Below are 16,017 nucleotides of genomic sequence, written 5' to 3' on the forward strand. Positions count from 1 at the left end.
TCTTCAGCTTGCCTGGAGCAGATCGAACTCGCTGCTGCCGCCCTGCTCCTACCATCGATAATTCAATGAGGCGTAGACGGTGCGGCGCGTGCCGTAGATCACTGAGTTCCAGTAGAAGCCGGCAGTGTAGTATTCCGTGTCGAAGATGTTTGTTCCCGACAGCGAGAAGGTGGCGCCGCGTAGCTGATGATCGAGCTTGCCAAGGTCGTAGCGAAGAGACGCGTCCACCAGCGCATAGCCTGGGATCGCGATCTGCCCGCCATTGGCATCGTTCATGACGGCCCAAGAACTGCCGACATAGCGAAGGCCGGCGCCGATGCCGAGCCCATCCAGAGTTCCCTCGTAGAAGGTGTAGTAGGCCCATAGAGCGGCGCTGTTGTGCGGGACGCCCGACGGCGCGGTGCCCACCTTGCTTATGCCGGCGTCGTTGGGATTGTCCTGCGTCACCACCGTGTCGAGATAGGTGAAGGAGGCGATGATATCGAGGTTAGCGGTGACGTTCGCCTTGGCCTCCAGCTCGATGCCTCGCGAGCGCACTTCGCCGTCCTGCACCGAATAGCCCACGTTGATGGGATCCGTGGTGAGCACGTTCTGCTGGGTGATCTGGAACACCGACGCCGTGAACATGGCCCGCCAGCCCTGCGGCTCATACTTGATGCCGGCCTCGTACTGCTCGCCGGTCGTTGGCTTGAACGACCGGCCCTGAAAATCCGTCCCAGCCACCGGCAGGAAGGAGGTGGCGTAGCTGGCATAGGGCATCACGCCGTTGTCGAACTTGTACCCCAGGCCCGCACGCCATGTGAAAGCGGAATAGTTGGCCGCCACAACTTCGTCCGTAAAGCCGTAGTCTGCGAGGATGGTGCGAGAGTAATAATTTGCTTCCTCGTTGCGCGCCCAATCCTGGCGTCCACTCAAGGTGAGCAACCAGTTGTTGATTGTCATCTGATCCTGCGCGTAGACCCCGATCTGGGAGATGGTACTCTCCGTATCCGACCAGGGGCGGCCGAACGTATAGATGAAATTATAGTTCGGCGCGAAAATGTTGATGGCGTTGTAGTTGGTGGAATTCGTTCGGATTTCGCTGGCGTTGTACCATCCCCCGTCGACGCCGAGCAGGATCTTGTGTGCCACCGGCCCGGTCTGGAAATGGCGGGAGAGATGGGTGTCGATCAGGAAGCTGTCCGAAACCTTGGGTCGCAACTGCACGCCGACATTGTAATATTTGTTGTCTACCACCGCGATAGGCCAGTCCCAGCCCCAGGCCGTGTTGTAGTCCACATCGGCGTGGGCGTACCGGGCGTTCTGTACCAATTGCCAGTCATTGTCGAACGTGTGCTTGAACTCGTAGCCGACAGAAGTGTTCTCGACGTTCCAGCTGCTCAGTCCGGGCGCACCGAGATAGAGGCTGGGCGATATCTTCGGCCCCAGCTGAAACAGGCTGTTGGCCATGGGGATGCTCTGCTCCGAGCCGCCCTTTTCCGTCTTCTGGTAGTTCGCCAGCAGGGTGAGCGAGGTATTGGCGTTCGGCTGCCAGGTAACGGCGGGAGCGATGTAGATGCGGTTGTCTGGGGAGTAGTCGATCTGCGTGCCGCTGTCCCGAAACAGGCCGGTGACGCGATAGAGCCAGGTGCCGTCTTCGGTCGCAGGCCCGCCGATATCGAAGGCGCCCTGGATGCGGTCGTAGTTGCCGCCGAGGATCTCGATCTCGTGCAACGGCGTGGCCGTCGGGCGCTTGGTGACGGCGTCGATGATGCCACCCGGGGTGCCTGCGCCGTAGAGAGCCGAAGTCGGCCCTTTGACCACGTCCAGGCGCTGGAGGCCATAGACCTCGATATCGCTGTCATAGTTGTTGAAGCCGTTGCGCAGGCCGTCGCGGTAATTGGCATTCTGATCGATAGCGCGGAAGCCGCGAATGTAGATGTCCGGCATCCCTTGGCCGCCGGGATAGTCCACGGCCCGCACGCCCGGGGTGTAAGCCACGGCAGAATTGAAATCCTGCACGCCGCGCTGGTCCATTTCCGCCCGCGTCACTACGCTGATGGATTGCGGGGTGTCGATGAGCGGCGTCTCGGTCTTGGTCCCGGCCGACGTCTCGAGCGCCACCACCTGCTGGGCGTCATCGCCTTCCACATCCACGGTGCCAAGCCAAGCCTCGCCGGAGCCGGCTGCGCCCTGCGCCTGAGGCGCTGCGATGGTCACCGTATTGGAGCTGGTGAAGCGGTAGACCAGGCCCGTACCCGCCAGCAGGCGTGCCAGCCCGGCATCGCGCGAATAGGTGCCGGAGAGTCCCGGCGCGCGGCGTCCGGCCACAAGATCTGACGGGAACAGCAGGCGAAGGCCGGCCTTGTCAGCGAATGTCGTGAGCGCGCTCCCGAGGTCCTGTGCCGGAATGCTGAAGGTGATGCCAGGTGCGCCCTCCTGCGCGCGCCCTGGGCCGGGGTAGATCATCGCCAGCATGGCGCACACGGCGGTTCCTGAAAGCCAAGCCGTCCGCCCAGCTGTCCCATCCACCTGCCACCGCCGATCCCATCCCGCCGCCATCGTCTCTCTCTCCGTCAGGCCGGCCCACCAGCGCGCCGCCGTTCAGGACCTTCGAAGACAAGGACGAAGCGACGCCGGTGACCTTGCAGCGGCGCCTGCGATTTTTTTCGCGCTCAGAGGATGACGTTGATCAGCGGCAGGCGGACCACGCGCACCGGCAGCGTCTGCTCGATGGTCTCCAGCACCGATCCGGGATCGGCCAGTTCGAACACGCCGGTCACCTCCAGCCCCTTCAGGCGGCCGCTGGCAATGATGATGCGTGCGTGGGTGTGACGCTGGAGCTCGGCCACCACCTCCACCAGCGGCCGGCGATCGAAGATGAGCTTGCCGCGCCGCCAGGCGGTGATGGAGTCGGCATTCACCGTCCGCGGCCCTATCACCCGCCCGCGGGTGTCATAGCGCAGACTTTGGTCCGCGCGCAGGGTGACGCCGCTCGCGCCTGCCGCCACGGTGACGGCGCCCTCCACAACGGTCACCACCACCCCGTCGGGCTGCATGTCGACGTCGAAGGCGGTGCCGAGGGCGCGGGTGCGCCCGTCCGCTGCGGTGACGACAAAGGGACGGTCCGGATCGCGCGCGACGGTGAAGAGGGCCTGCCCGGAGAGCAGCCTCACGGCCCGCTCGGCCCCACTAAAATCGAGCGCCAGCGCCGTGCTCGCATTGAGCAGAACGCGCGATCCGTCCGGCAGGTCCGTCGCCCGCACCTCGTTGACACCGGTAGCAACGTCGGCAGCGAGACGATCGCGGATAGTACCGGCGGCGAGCGCGCCTAGGCCCAGCGCGGCGAACGCCCCGCCACCGATCAGCGCCCGGCGCGTGATCTTTTCCCGTGATGTCTTGCGCGCCGTATCCCGCGCGACGGCTCCAGCGCCGCCGAGCCCGTGCCAGAGCGCCTCGGCCTCGCGCGCCGCCGCCTCGTGTTCGGGGCTCTCGGCGCGCCAGCGCGCGAAAGCCTGCGCCTCCGCTTCCGCCCCCGGTGCCCCGGAATGGATGCGCACGAGCCATTCGATGGCGCGATCGCTTGCCGCAATGGGTGCGCGGGCGAACGCGGGCGAGACGGAGCGGGGCGTGGGCGTCATGCGCGGATACCGAAGCAACGTGCCGAAGCTAGTCCAATGCTCGCAGCTTGTCGCGGCAGTGCCGTAGGGCTTGAACCAGATATTTCGCGACCATGCTGTCGGAGACTTTCAAGCGCGCGCCGATCTCTGCATGTGTCAGCCCGTCGCACCGGCTCAACAGCAATGCGGCCCGGGGCTTCTGCTCCAACTCGGCAAGGGCACGCACCAGCACCCGCAATTCGTCGCGGTGCAACGCATAGGCTTCCGGAGAGGGCGTGGCATCGGCAATCTCGCGTAGCACTGCGTCGTCGCTGATCTGCCGGGCGGCATGACGGCGTTCTCGCCGCAGCAGGTCGATGGCGATGTTGCCAGCGATGCGCAGGAGGAAAGCGTGGCAGTCACGCACCCCCACTGGAGCCTGCCCCATGCCGGCAAGCCGCAGCCACGTCTCTTGAAGGGCCTCTTCGGCAAGGTCCCGCGAACCGACGCGTCGACTGAGTTGGGTTCGCAACTCATGCCATTGGCGCATGTAGGCGAGCATCAGATCGCCGCCGGTGTCAGTTTTCGCAATCATCGTGGCGGGGCAGGCGGCTATTCGGTGAAGAAGAGCGAAATTGATAGCTGCTTCGCTGAAGGCGAGCAATCGCGATGATTTGGAGTAATGATAAGGTGGTGTAAGAAGAAACCTGACGTTGCCCCTCCTGGCTAATCCAGTTTGAAGTTCGTTCTGGCCCATTGAGAGGGCCAGAACATGAGGCGCAGCCGCTTCACGAAAAAGCAGATCATCGGCATCCTGAAGGAGCACGAGGCCGGGGTGCCGGTCTCGGAGCTGTGTCGCAAGCACGGGTTCAGTGACGCGGCATTTACAAGTGAAAAGCCCGTTTCGGCAGGATGGACGCGCCGGAGGCCAAACGGTTGTGGGCGCTCAACGATGAAAACGCCAAGCTGAAGTGCATGCTGGCCGACGCCATGCTGGACGACGTCGCGCTGAAGGATCTGCTGGGAAAGAAGTGGTGAAGTCCGCTGCCGAGCGCAGAGCTGTCGCCTACCTTATGGAAGCCCATGGGATGAGCGAACGGCGGCGGGGCCTCTGCCTGCTGCGCCAGTTCCTCCAGTGCTCGGATGGCCTGAACCGCCGCGCCCTTGGCCTCGTTCTGATCCCTCAACTCGGCGAGGCGGTAGACGTTGCGGGGACGCTGCGATGTTTTGAACGCAGCCATCTCAGTGTTCAGGGCCGCCCGGAACCGCTTTGGCTTCCCGCCTTCGGTTGCGGCCAGGGAGACGGACGAATTCCCCGTCCGGTGCCGGCGCATCCCGCCGCCCTCGAGTGAGAGCCCGGGCTGTGACGGGTCATGCTCGGGCCGTCCGGAAGGAGAGCGCGTTTCAAATAGGACGAGGCCGAAGCCAAAGGTGTCGAGCAACAGATCGAGCGAGACCCAAGCCGGCGGCCGCTGTCACGATCCCAGGCCTCCGGCTTGCCGCAATAGCCATCCTGGAGGCCGGCCTTGTCGTCGACTTCGAGCTGGGACAGGCCGAGCTCCTTCCGCCGCGCCTTCAGGGCATTCAACAGGCCGCAGTAATTCCATCAATAGGCGATGGTCTCGTAGTCGGCGCTCATGCAGTCCGCACCTCCTTCTCCGCCATGGCGGAAACAGCCCGCGGCGTTGCGCAGTCCGGGCACGACAAGACGCTGCCCAGATCCTCCGGCGCGCGTTCGAGATCTCGGCATAAAGGTCGGCGAACGCCATGTGCGCGGCGACGCGGCAGCTTGGGCACCAGGCTGAGAGCCGGTTGAAGCCGAAGCCGGCCAGATAGGACAGCGAGATGCCATCCGCGCCGGGGCCAGGCGCGTGCGATCCAGTAGGGTGTCGGGGACGATCGCTGTTTCTTGAAGGTCGAAATATCCGCCAGTCAGCGTCACCATCCCCATCGCGAAATTCTACAGTTGCGATGCGTCAATGCCCTGCTGCGGTGCGGGAATAGTGTCGCCGCGCGGGACTTGGAGGGCGGCGCGACAGCAGCCGCGAATCGCCGGAGGGACGGGAAGCCGTTTCTCCGGAAGGGTTCGTGCGTGCTTTCGGGGCGCGGCCAGGACAGGAGGTCGTTCCATGAACGACGAAGGTGCAATCCGGCGCAGGCCGCGATTGAAGACGCTCGCGGCGGCCGCGGCCGGCGTTGCGGTGGTTGGCGCGGCGGTTTTCGGGTGGATCGTCTCCCCGCCGCGCATTGATGATGGCGGCCGCACGCTGCCGCAGGCGGCGGCCCCGGAGCTGGTGGCCCGCGGCAAGTACATCGCGGAGCTGGGCGACTGCGTCGCCTGCCATACCACGGCGGACGGGAAGCCCATGGCCGGCGGGCGCGGGCTGGAGACGCCGTTCGGCATGCTCTATTCCACCAACATCACGCCCGATCCGAAGACCGGCATCGGCGGCTACAGCTTCGGCGCCTTCGATCGCGCCATGCGCCAGGGCGTGACCGCCGACGGCACCCACATGTACCCGGCCATGCCGTACCCGTCCTATGCGAAGATGTCGCCGGACGACATGTATGCGCTCTACGTCTACCTCATGAAGGGCGTGGCGCCGGTGGATAGCCCTAACCGGCCGTCCGGGATCGGCTTCCCCTTCAACCAGCGCTGGACGCTCGCCTTCTGGAACGAGATGTTCCTCGACACCCACCCCTTCGTCGCCGATGCCGGCAAAAGCGAGGTGTGGAATCGCGGCGCCTATCTGGTGCAGGGGCTCGGCCATTGCGGCGCCTGCCATACGCCGCGGGGCATCGGCTTCCAGGAGCGCGCCATGTCCGACACGGACGGCAGCGGCGACATGTTCCTCGCCGGCTCAAAGGTCGAGGAATGGAACGCGGTCAACCTGCGCGGCCTCGGCGACGTGGATGACACGGTGGAGCTCTTGAAGACCGGACAGAACCGCTTCGGCACCGTCTCCGGCTCCATGACCGAGGTGATCCACAACTCCACCCAGAACTTCACCGACGCCGATCTCGTGGCCATCGCCACCTATCTGGATGGCCTGCCCACCGACCAGCCCCGCCCGCGGCGGCCGGCCACGCCGGACACGGGTGTGGCCTCAGCGGTTCCTGCCGCGATGTTCACCACCCGCGGCGGGCTCGCCTATGCCCAGTTCTGCGCCGATTGCCATCGCCTGAACGGGGGCGGCGTGGCCAAGGTGTTCCCGCCGCTCGCCGGCAACCCGACCGTTTCGGCCAAGGACGCCTCGACGCTGGTCCACATCACCCTGACCGGCTGGGCGACGGCGGAGACGCAGGCCCATTCCCGCGTCTTCACCATGCCCGGCTTCGCCCGGCTGGGGGACGATGAGATCGCCGACATCCTCTCCTTCGTCCGCGCCAGCTGGGGCGGCAATGCCACGCCGGTCACGGCCGGCGAGGTGAAGGCTGCGCGCGCGACGCTCGATCCCAAGGTGGACACCCGGCCCTTCGACACGCCGCGCATCGCGGATGTGCTCAATGAGCCCAATGCGGCCCAATTGGTGCGCGGCATGCGCCTCAACACCGAGACGCACACTCTGCTGCCGAAGAATGTCGGCAACGCGCTGAACTGCGCCAGCTGCCATCTCAATGCCGGCACGGTGGCCGACGGCTCGCCCTATGTGGGCGTCTCCGCCTTCTTCCCCAGCTACGCGCCCCGGGCCGGGCGGGAGATCACGCTGGAAGACCGCATCAACGGCTGCTTCCTGCGCTCCATGAACGGCAAGCCGCTGGCCAAGGACGGCGACGACATGAAGGCCATGGTCGCCTATTTCGACTGGATGAAGCGGGAGACGAAGCCCGAGGACAAGGTGGAGGGCCGTGGCGTCGGCAAGATCAGCCAGGCGATCAAGCCGGATACGGAGAACGGCGCCAGGGTCTACGCCGCCCAGTGCGCCGTGTGCCACGGGTCGAACGGAGAGGGGATCAAGGACGCCGCCGGCGCCTTCGTCTATCCCCCGCTCTGGGGCGACCAGTCCTTCAACATCGGCGCGGGCATGGCGCGCACCTACACGGCTGCGGCATTCGTGAAGCGCAACATGCCCATCGGCTTCCACGGCGGATTCCCGCTGGGCCAGGGCGGCCTCACCGATCAGGAGGCGGTGGATGTGGCCGAATACTTCAGCCACATGCCGCGGCCGGACTTCGCCCCCAAGGTGAACGACTGGCCGAAGGACAAGAAGCCGGCGGACGCCCGCTACTGACCGCCTGAAACAACGAGCGCCCGGACCGTAACGGGGTCCGGGCGCTCGCGCATCCCCCCGTCGCGGGACGTTGGACGGGCGGAAAGGGGATGGTTGGGGAGGACTCAGCCGGGAAGCACCACCACCTTCGTGCCGTTGGGCACGCGGCGGTACAGGTCGATCACGTCCTGGTTCATCATGCGGATGCAGCCGGAGGAGACCGCCTCGCCGATGGTCCAGGGCTCGTTGGTGCCGTGGATGCGGTAGAGCGTGTCCTTGCCATCCTTGAACAGATAGAGGGCGCGGGCGCCCAGCGGATTGGTCTCGCCGCCAGCCATGCCACCGGCCCAAGGGCGATACTTGACGGGTTCGCGCGCGATCATGGCGTCGGTGGGCCGCCAGCTCGGCCATTCGCGCTTGTTGCCCACATTCGCCGTGCCGGAGAATTCGAGCCCTTCGCGGCCGACGCCCACGCCATAGCGCAGCGCCTTGCCGTTCTCCTGCACGAGATAGAGAAAGCGGTTCCGGGGATCGACCACCAGCGTGCCCGGCTCCTGCCCGGTGGGGTCCTTCACCAGCTGGCGCACGTTGCGCGGCTTGATGTCGTCCGGGTCGGCGGCGGGGATGCGGAAGCCACCGTCCTCCAGCGCGCCATAGCGCGCCGCATCGGTCGGCGCGATGCGCGGCGCCTTCACCGGCATCTCCTCCTGCGTGGTCACGCAGGCACCGAGGGCCAGCGGCAGGACGAGAGTGGTGAACAGGCTGCGACGGGAGAGCACGTTGGCGGCCAAGAGAAGATCCAAGTTCGGCATCATTCCCCCGCGGTCTGGCGGTGGCGGGCTTCGGCAACGGCGCGCTTGAAGCTGGCATAGTCGAGGGTCGAGGCGAGCAGAGGGCCGACCAGATAGGTGGGCGTGCCGCTGAGGCCGAGGGAATCCGCCTGCGCCGCATTGCGCTTCAGGAGCGCGCCGATGTCCGCGATGTGGGCTTTCAGGTCCGCCATCAGCCGGTCGAGGTCAACGCCCGAGCCGGCCACCGCCTTCAGCATGGTCGGCTCGTCGATGCGGCGGCCGGGGATGGCCATCAGGGCGTTATGAACCGTCTCGTAGCGCCCCTGATAGGTCGCCGCGAGGGCCAGCTGCGCGCCGTAGACTGAAGCCTCGGTGAGGACCGGCCAATCCTTGTAGACGAGGCGGATGTGCCCGTCCTCCTTCACCACGCGGGCAAGGTCCGGCGCCGATTTCTTGCAGAAGGGGCAGTTGTAGTCGAGGAAGGCGACGATGGTGACATCGCCGTCCGCATTGCCGAAGGTCGGCGCGGCCGGGTCGCGGAGGATGGCGTTGACGTCGACGCCTTCCGCGTATGCCCCGCCTGCGCCCGCCAGCGCGGTTGGCACGAGCGCCGTGAGCGCGGCGATGCGGATGAAGTCCCTGCGTCGCATGGGTCGTCCTTCGGTCATGGGGTCAGAGGCCCGCTTTGGTGGCGAGGTGGTCGATGTCGGCGCCGGTCAGCGCGCCCACGCGGCGCGATCCCGGCACCTCGCGGCCAGCGGGATCGAGGAGGAACAAGGTGGGCGGGCCGATGACCTGATAGCGGCCCATGAGGGCCTGCGCGCCGTCGCCATACCGGGTCACGTCCACGGCGATGCGGTCCAGCCCGGACAGGCGCGCGGCTGCGGCCGGCTCGGCCATCGTCGCCTCGTTGGACTTGCAGACCGTGCACCAGTCGGCGGTGAAGGAGACGAGGGTGGGCCGGCCGTCCTGACCTGCGGCGGCGAGCGCCTGCCTCAACGCCGCGGGGGACGACACCCGCACCTCCCGCACTTCCGCGGTGGCGGGGCGGGCCGGCGCGGCGAGGAAGCCGAGGGGACGCAGCGGGTCGCTCGCGCCACCGGCCGCGCCGACCAGCAGCAGGAGACCACCCGCCACGGCGGCGATGCCCGCCGTCTTGCCCAAGGTTTCGCCTATCCGGCGGCCGGCATCGGCGTCGGACGTCAGCGCATCGAAGCCGCCGGCGAACACGCCGAGGCCGATGGCGAGAAGGCCGTAGAGGGCCAGCCCCGCCGCGTCGGGCAGCACGCGCGCCGCGAGCCAGGCGGCGATGGCGAGGAAGAGCACGCCGCAGCCCTGCTTGATGGCGAGAAGCCAGCGTCCCGAGCGGGGCAGGATCTGCGCGCCGAACGCCCCCACCGCCACCAGCGGCGCCGCCATGCCGAGGCCCAGCATGAACAAAGCGGAGCCGCCCCGCCCCGCATCCCCCGTCTGCGCCGCATAGAGCATGGCGGCGGCAAGCGGCGGCGTCACGCATGGCCCCACCACCAGCGCCGAGGCGAAGCCGAGGCCGGCTGCTCCCGCGATGGAGCCGCGCCCGCCCGACGGCAGCCGCGCCGCCAGCGCGGAGGGGACGGCAAGATCGAAGAGGCCGAACATGGCGCCGGCCAGCGCGACGAACACGGCAGCCATCAGTCCTATGGCCCATGGCGTCTGCAGAGCCGCCTGAAGGTTCGCGCCGGTCCAGGCCGCGCCCATGCCGAGCACGCCATAGGCCGCGGCCATGGCAAGGCCATAGGCGCCGGACAAGGCGAGGCCGCGGGCCGGTGTCGGCTTCGCTCCGCCGCCGGCGAGGATGCCGGAGAGGATCGGCAGCATGGGGAAGACGCAGGGGGTGAAGGCGAGCAGCAGGCCGAGGCCGAAGAAGGCGGTGAGGAGGGGCAGCAAGCCCCTGTGGAACAGTGCATCCATGGCGGCCGGTTGTGCGGCGGGCTCGGCCGCTGCGGCCGGTTCGCGGGGGGACGCGGTGCTCCCTTGGTCCTGCGCGGGCGAGGCGTCGGCAGGCGGACGGGCGGGGGTTACGGCGAGCGTCGCCAGATCCACGCGCCGTGTCACGGCGGGGTAGCAGACGCCCTGCTCGGCACAGCCCTGGAAGGAGATGTCCAGCGCCCCTGTCGCCGGCAGGCCGGTGGCCACCGCCGTCACCGCGCGGTGATAGATGTCCACCGGCCCGAAATTCGGATCGTCCTTCTCCTCGCCGGACGGCAAAGCGAGGGGGACGGCGGTGCCGTCCTTCCCGGCCTTCAGGCTATCGCGATAGAGATAGGTGCCCGGCGCGATGCGCCAGCTCAGGGAGAGGTTGCCGTCCGTCCCCCGTGTCGCCGAGACGGTGAAAGCCTCGTCCGCCTTCAGGATGCGGCCCTGCGCCAGCGCAGGGACGGCGCCGATGGCTGACAGCACGATGAGCCCCAGCGCGGCGAGCGCGCGGCGGAGGGGGGAGAGGGGAGAGCGGAGCGTGTTCGCGGCCATGAACGCTCCCTCGGATGCCCACCTTAAGCGGGCCTTAAGGTCGGGGTAGAAGGGAAGGGGCAAGGAGAGCGGTGTGATGCGCATATTGGTCGTCGAGGACGACCCGGTCCTGATGGACGGCCTCAAGGTGGGGCTCGGCCTCGCCGGGGCGACGGTGGACGATGCGACGACCTGCGCCGATGCGCGGGCGGCGCTCGCGGCCGCGCGTTTCGATGCGGTGGTTCTCGACGTGATGCTCCCGGACGGCTCCGGGCTCGACGTGCTTGCCGGCCTGCGTGCGCAGGGCGACGCGACGCCCGTCCTCCTGCTCACCGCCCTCGACGAGGCGCCTGACCGAGTGCGCGGCCTCGATGGCGGCGCCGACGACTATCTCGGCAAGCCGTTCGACCTCGATGAATTGAATGCCCGCGTGCGCGCCATCGCCCGCCGCGGCCACGGCCGGGCCGGCCCTCTGCTCAAGGTGGGAGCCCTGGTGCTCGATCCCGCCACCCTCGCCGCGACGCTCGACGGGCAGTCCATCGCCCTGTCGCGGCGGGAATTCGCCGTGCTCTCCGCGCTCATGGAGCGACCCGGCGTGATCCGCTCCCGCATGGAGATCGAAGAGCGGCTCTACGGCTGGCAGGAGGAGGTGGAGAGCAATGCCGTGGAGGTGCACATCCACAATCTTCGGGCCAAGGTCGGCCGCGAGACCATCGAGACCGTGCGCGGCCTCGGCTACCGCGTCAGGGGGGCGGCATGACCTCGCTCAAGCGCAGGCTGGTGCTGATCCTGCTGGCGGCAACGGGCGTCATCTGGCTGTGCGCAACCGGCTGGATCTACGCCTCGAGCCGCAGCGAGCTGGAGCATGTGCTGGACACCCGCCTGCAGGAGGCGGCGCGCATGGTCCATTCGCTGGTGGCCGGCGGCAACATCGCGGCCGCCGAGGCCGTGGCGCAGGCGACGGCTCCGCCGGAGGCCGGCTACGAGCGCCAGCTCTCGTGCCAGATATGGTCGCTGGACGGGCGCCTCGTCGCGAAATCCGGTGGTGCGCCGGAAGAGGCGCTGGCCGGGCCCGCGGAAGGCTTCTCCGAGCGCACGGTGAACGGCGAGCCGTGGCGGGTCTATACCATCCTTGATCCGGACAAGGGCGTGCGGGTCATGGTGGGCGACCGCATCGGCCTGCGTGACCGGCTGGTGCGCGATCTGGTGGCGGGGCTGCTGGCGCCGGTGATCCTCGTCGTACCCCTGCTGGGCCTGCTCATCTGGATCAGCGTCGGCCGCGGGCTCGCGCCGCTCCATGCTGTGGCCGGCGACATCGCCGCCCGTGACGGCGAGGACATGCGCCCCGTGGCGCCGGCGGCGGCCCCGGCCGAAATCCGCCCGCTGCTGGAGGCCATCAACGGCCTGTTCGCCAAGGTGGAGGCCGCGCGGCGGCAGGAGCGGGACGTGACGGCCTTCGCCGCGCACGAATTGCGCACGCCCCTCGCCGGTCTGAAGACGCAGGCCCAGATCGCGTTGGCGGCACATGATGCACCGACGCGCGAGGGCGCACTGCGGCAGATCCTCGTCTCGGTGGACCGCACCACCCGCCTCGTGCGGCAGCTGCTGGCGCTCGCCAAGCTCGAAGGCACGCCATCCCCGTCGCTCGAAGCTCCCGGCGAGACGGAGGCCGGGGCGTTGCTGCGCGACATCGTGCGCCAGACGTCGAAGCCTGCCACGGCGCATGTGGTGGTGGACCACGCCCTCGACGGAGTGAAGCTGAAGGGCGACCGCGAGGCGCTGCACCTGATGCTGCGGAACCTGCACGAGAACGCGGTGGAGCACACCGTCGAGCATGCGGCCGGCGGCGGCACCATCTCCTGGCGCCCCTGCGCCGGCGGGCTGTGCGTGGAGGACGAGGGGCCGGGCATTCCCGAAGACGAGCTGCCGCTGGTGACACGCCGCTTCTACCGGGGCCGCAGCCGCAGCGGGGCGGGAAGCGGCCTCGGGCTCACCATCGCCACCATGGCGGCCGCCCGCGCCGGCGCCCGGCTCACGCTGGAAAACCGCCCTGATCGACAGGGGCTGAGAGCCACGATCATTTGGTCGCGCACCTGAATTCCGGCAATGGCGGCTCCGGCCCAGGCGAACAATCGCCGCCTGCCGCTCGATTCGACCTGCACTGGGATGGAACAGGGGAACACCGGTGTTCCGGACAATTCTCTGCCTTAAAAATTTCCGACCCAGGAGCCGTTTGCGCTCCGTTGCCTGTTCCACCCACTACGCTTGTCTACCTAAAAACTCAGGCGTTATAAGGCGTTAAGTGGGACAGCTGGGTGGGCTCGAACCCCCGACCTCCGGCTCCACAGGCCGGTGCGAGGGTTGGATCACCGCCTCCTTCTTCACTCATCTGTACTTTGACTTCGGTGGCGACGCGGGGCGACCTATCCGACTTCAATATCTCGCTGTCTGATTTTTCTTTATATATCAAATGCTTAAATGGTGCCGGATGAGGGCGCCTCAATTCTCACATATCTAGTTGAAAATAGTTATAAATTTCAGTCCTATATCAAGTTGGTGCCAACACAAATGCCAACAAATCGGGGCGATGCTGCTCGATGGCACTATCCGGCGAACTGCCGGGATCTGGCGCGAAGGGACAGAACGATGGCCACTCAGGCCGCCTCCCATACCCGGTTCAAGATCCGCGCGGAGATAGCCTTCTTGTCCACAAGGGCAGTGCCGCCGGGACCGACGGCCGGGCTCACCTAGCCCAGCGCTGCGAGCACCATCCCCGCCAAGCCGCATATCGCAAGGGTTGGGAGCATCCCGAGCCTGAGCCGGAACATGGCGATCATCGCCATCGCGGAGAGCGCGGCCGCGCGCCAGTCGATGGAGGAGAGCACGGGCAGGTCTGGCCCGATGCCGCGCCAGTCCACGCTCACCACCTGCCGGAAGACGACGTGGATTCGGGAAATACGCGGAGCCCATGTCGTCTTTCTTGGACGTGCGCCTCGCGAGATCGACCGCGAGCCATGCCCATGGCATTAGGCCCCCATCCAGTCGAGGCGCGCGGAATGCGATGGGGCGAGGCCGAGAGCGTTACGGGGTATCACGCAAATCTCGCCCCGTCAGCGCCGAGGCCTAATCGCTGCCAGCCGCGTGCGCTCGGCGCGGCTGCTCTTCAGGAAGAAGCGCACCATTTCGCGGCTCGCGTCCGGCCCGTTCGGATCGGTAAAGGATCCCGACGGGCTGCCGCCGGACCAAGCATGACCGGCACCGTGGAGCACCCAGTTTTCCAGCACCCCATTCCCCGCGGCATCGCTGTGGACTTCCCGGGTGTAAGCCACGCCGCCCGGAGACTGGCCGGAGGTGACCGTCGTCCGGAACTTCATTTCCCCCTGCGCCTGCGCGGCTGCCTGCGCCACCACCTGCGTGCCGTTCACCGGATGGACCGTCCTGTCGCCGTCACCGTGAAAGACAATGGTGGGCACGACAACCCCATCGCTGCGGTGCGCCGCGGGACTGCCGCCCTGGCGCATCGCCGCGAAGGCGGAAGGCATGTCGCGGGCGGCACCGCACGCCAGTCCGGAATGCACACCAATGGCGCGGAAGAGATCGGGATAGGTCGCGCCCATGATCGCTGCCGTCGCACCCCCGGCGGACAGGCCGGCGGCAAATACCCGGTCCGGGTCGACCGGGAACTCGTCCATGATCTGGCGCGTGATGCCGGCAATCAGCGAGGGCTCGCCCCGGTCGCGCTTCTGATCGCTCGCATTGAACCAGTTCCAGCAGCCGGAGGCGTTGGCATCATGGCTCTGCGCTGGATAAGCGACGATAAAGCCGTGCTCCTCCGCCAGCTCGTTCATGCGCGTGCCGGCCGCGAAGTCGTCCGAGGACTGGGTGCAGCCGTGCAGCATCACCACGAGCGGCACGGCCTCGTCCGCCAGGCTCTGGGGCACGTAAAGCTTGTAGGATCGGCGGCCCGCCTGGTTGGCAAAACTGCGTTCCTCGAAGCGGGCACCTTCCGGCACCGGCACCTGCGTGGCCACGCGCGGTCTCCTCGCCTTGAGGCGGGCAGAGGGGCTGGCGTCAAGGACCAGATCCAGCATTCCGTCCAGCCAGGAGGCGGGCCGGGCGGCGACGTGGTCGACATGGACAGGGGCAGCCGTTGTGGCTGCAGGCGCAGTCCAGGCGCTGCCGGTTTCCGGCGAAGGCGGAACGAGGTCGACGATCGATGTGCCCGCGTCCGCTTCGGCAGGCCGATCGGTGTCAGGGGAGTTGGAAAGGCCGTCACGCAGGACGGTCATGGCTTCTTCGAGCCGGCCCTGGCGGGTGAGGCGTGTGGCTTCCAACACGTCGATCTTGAATTGTCTGGCCATCTGGTGCGGCTCCACGAGTTCATTCGGACAAAGCGCAGGAGCCGGCCCTGCGGTGAAAGGCTGGAATTCTCCAGCATTGGCGAGTTCAGGTCGTCAGCAGATCCGATCGGCCAGCGCCGCCTTGACACCCGCGCTGGCCTGGAGGGCCCCGAGAATCTGAAGGGAGGCGATGGTGGAGCGCGCCAGCTCGGGCGAAACATCCTCCTCGATGACCGCCATGCCGAGCACATGGATATGGAGCATCTCGCCGGAATTGTGCGCGGCCTCAAGATCCTTGCGGCTATAACGCCGCAGACCCAGGTCCAGCTGATGCCGGCTCAGCGATTTTTTCAGAGCCTCATCATGGCGGTCGATCTGATTGCGGATCGCGGTGCGGATGAAATCCGTGCGGTTGGAATAAAACCCTTCGCGCACCAGAAGGTCCACCTGGCCCAGGTCCACGTAACCAAGGTTGATGGTGATCTTCTCGCTCTCCGCCTGCCGCGGCCTGAGCTCCTGCACCTTGTGGGCCATTTTTCCATCCCTAAACCATCTGTGTGGATGGTAGATGGCCCTGCCAGTCGCCCTGCACAAGGGGCTCCGGTGAAGG

The 16,017-nt window shown here is 67.2% G+C and carries 12 protein-coding genes and 1 pseudogene; 4 read left to right on the forward strand and 9 right to left on the reverse strand.

The genetic code is table 11. The annotated features are described in order from the left end of the window. Positions 1–48: 48 nt before the first annotated feature. From V5F63_RS08260 to V5F63_RS08270, 3 genes are all read right to left on the reverse strand, one after another. Positions 49–2,457, reverse strand: coding sequence for a TonB-dependent siderophore receptor (locus V5F63_RS08260; protein WP_509210825.1), 2,409 nt, complete (start codon positions 2,455–2,457; stop codon positions 49–51). A gap of 197 nt (positions 2,458–2,654) precedes the next feature. Then, the gene (locus tag V5F63_RS08265; RefSeq protein WP_394102010.1) at positions 2,655–3,620 is read right to left on the reverse strand and encodes a FecR family protein; all 966 of its coding nucleotides are present in this window, start codon (positions 3,618–3,620) and stop codon (positions 2,655–2,657) included. Between the two features lie 28 nt (positions 3,621–3,648). Then, positions 3,649–4,404 (reverse strand): RNA polymerase sigma factor, encoded by a 756-nt coding sequence (locus V5F63_RS08270; RefSeq protein WP_394029761.1) that lies wholly within the window; start codon positions 4,402–4,404, stop codon positions 3,649–3,651. On the opposite strand from V5F63_RS08270, the pseudogene V5F63_RS08275 reads away from it, so the two are divergent. Together V5F63_RS08275 and V5F63_RS08280 are read left to right on the forward strand one after the other, a co-directional pair. Then, positions 4,351–4,681: pseudogene (locus tag V5F63_RS08275) on the forward strand (transposase); the annotation flags it as partial. The gene V5F63_RS08270 and the pseudogene V5F63_RS08275 overlap by 54 nt on opposite strands. Before the next feature lie 1,026 nt (positions 4,682–5,707). Continuing rightward, the gene (locus tag V5F63_RS08280; protein ID WP_394102009.1) at positions 5,708–7,810 is read left to right on the forward strand and encodes a c-type cytochrome; all 2,103 of its coding nucleotides are present in this window, start codon (positions 5,708–5,710) and stop codon (positions 7,808–7,810) included. Between the two features lie 104 nt (positions 7,811–7,914). Here the strand turns inward: V5F63_RS08280 and V5F63_RS08285 are convergent, their stop codons facing one another. Genes V5F63_RS08285 through dsbD form a run of 3 tightly spaced genes read right to left on the reverse strand, consistent with a single transcriptional unit; the run spans position 7,915 to position 11,088 of the window. Then, positions 7,915–8,601: a L,D-transpeptidase gene (locus V5F63_RS08285; protein ID WP_445329494.1), complete on the reverse strand. Its 687-nt coding sequence runs from the start codon at positions 8,599–8,601 to the stop codon at positions 7,915–7,917. Continuing rightward, a complete protein-coding gene (locus V5F63_RS08290) occupies positions 8,601–9,230 on the reverse strand; it encodes a DsbA family protein (protein WP_394102007.1) in 630 nt (209 codons plus the stop codon). The genes V5F63_RS08285 and V5F63_RS08290 overlap by 1 nt, the downstream gene beginning before the upstream one ends. 22 nt (positions 9,231–9,252) lie before the next feature. Next, on the reverse strand, positions 9,253–11,088 hold the full coding sequence (gene dsbD, locus V5F63_RS08295; protein WP_394102006.1) for a protein-disulfide reductase DsbD: 1,836 nt from the start codon (positions 11,086–11,088) through the stop codon (positions 9,253–9,255). Positions 11,089–11,164: 76 nt separating this feature from the next. Here dsbD and V5F63_RS08300 point away from each other — a divergent pair, with 76 nt between their 5' ends. Both V5F63_RS08300 and V5F63_RS08305 read left to right on the forward strand, forming a co-directional pair. Next, positions 11,165–11,827 carry a response regulator gene (locus V5F63_RS08300; RefSeq protein ID WP_394102005.1) on the forward strand — a complete coding sequence of 221 codons (663 nt, stop codon included), beginning with the start codon at positions 11,165–11,167 and terminating at the stop codon, positions 11,825–11,827. Continuing rightward, positions 11,824–13,164, forward strand: coding sequence for an ATP-binding protein (locus V5F63_RS08305; RefSeq protein WP_394102004.1), 1,341 nt, complete (start codon positions 11,824–11,826; stop codon positions 13,162–13,164). The genes V5F63_RS08300 and V5F63_RS08305 overlap by 4 nt, the downstream gene beginning before the upstream one ends. A 650-nt stretch (positions 13,165–13,814) precedes the next feature. Here the strand turns inward: V5F63_RS08305 and V5F63_RS08310 are convergent. The 3 genes from V5F63_RS08310 to V5F63_RS08320 form a co-directional block, all read right to left on the reverse strand. Next, complete coding sequence (locus V5F63_RS08310; protein ID WP_394112934.1) at positions 13,815–13,991, reverse strand: hypothetical protein; 177 nt, start codon at positions 13,989–13,991, stop codon at positions 13,815–13,817. A 186-nt stretch (positions 13,992–14,177) separates the two neighbouring features. Further along, positions 14,178–15,428, reverse strand: coding sequence for an extracellular catalytic domain type 1 short-chain-length polyhydroxyalkanoate depolymerase (locus tag V5F63_RS08315; protein ID WP_394102002.1), 1,251 nt, complete (start codon positions 15,426–15,428; stop codon positions 14,178–14,180). A 93-nt stretch (positions 15,429–15,521) separates the two neighbouring features. Continuing rightward, positions 15,522–15,941 carry a ribbon-helix-helix domain-containing protein gene (locus V5F63_RS08320; RefSeq protein ID WP_394102001.1) on the reverse strand — a complete coding sequence of 140 codons (420 nt, stop codon included), beginning with the start codon at positions 15,939–15,941 and terminating at the stop codon, positions 15,522–15,524. Positions 15,942–16,017 lie beyond the last annotated feature (76 nt).

Source organism: Xanthobacter wiegelii (assembly GCF_043193855.2).
GTDB classification, from domain to species: Bacteria; Pseudomonadota; Alphaproteobacteria; order Rhizobiales; family Xanthobacteraceae; genus Xanthobacter; species Xanthobacter flavus_A.

What these genes read in the sequence shown, in the direction of transcription:
- V5F63_RS08260 (WP_509210825.1), bottom strand. Translation starts at nt 2,457, where the DNA reads ATGCTGGCGATGATCTACCCCGGCCCAGGGCGCGCGCAGGAGGGCGCA.
- V5F63_RS08265 (WP_394102010.1), bottom strand. Translation starts at nt 3,620, where the DNA reads ATGACGCCCACGCCCCGCTCCGTCTCGCCCGCGTTCGCCCGCGCACCC.
- V5F63_RS08280 (WP_394102009.1), top strand. Translation starts at nt 5,708, where the DNA reads ATGAACGACGAAGGTGCAATCCGGCGCAGGCCGCGATTGAAGACGCTC.
- V5F63_RS08285 (WP_445329494.1), bottom strand. Translation starts at nt 8,601, where the DNA reads ATGCCGAACTTGGATCTTCTCTTGGCCGCCAACGTGCTCTCCCGTCGC.
- V5F63_RS08290 (WP_394102007.1), bottom strand. Translation starts at nt 9,230, where the DNA reads ATGCGACGCAGGGACTTCATCCGCATCGCCGCGCTCACGGCGCTCGTG.
- dsbD (WP_394102006.1), bottom strand. Translation starts at nt 11,088, where the DNA reads ATGGCCGCGAACACGCTCCGCTCTCCCCTCTCCCCCCTCCGCCGCGCG.
- V5F63_RS08300 (WP_394102005.1), top strand. Translation starts at nt 11,165, where the DNA reads ATGCGCATATTGGTCGTCGAGGACGACCCGGTCCTGATGGACGGCCTC.
- V5F63_RS08305 (WP_394102004.1), top strand. Translation starts at nt 11,824, where the DNA reads ATGACCTCGCTCAAGCGCAGGCTGGTGCTGATCCTGCTGGCGGCAACG.
- V5F63_RS08315 (WP_394102002.1), bottom strand. Translation starts at nt 15,428, where the DNA reads ATGGCCAGACAATTCAAGATCGACGTGTTGGAAGCCACACGCCTCACC.
- V5F63_RS08320 (WP_394102001.1), bottom strand. Translation starts at nt 15,941, where the DNA reads ATGGCCCACAAGGTGCAGGAGCTCAGGCCGCGGCAGGCGGAGAGCGAG.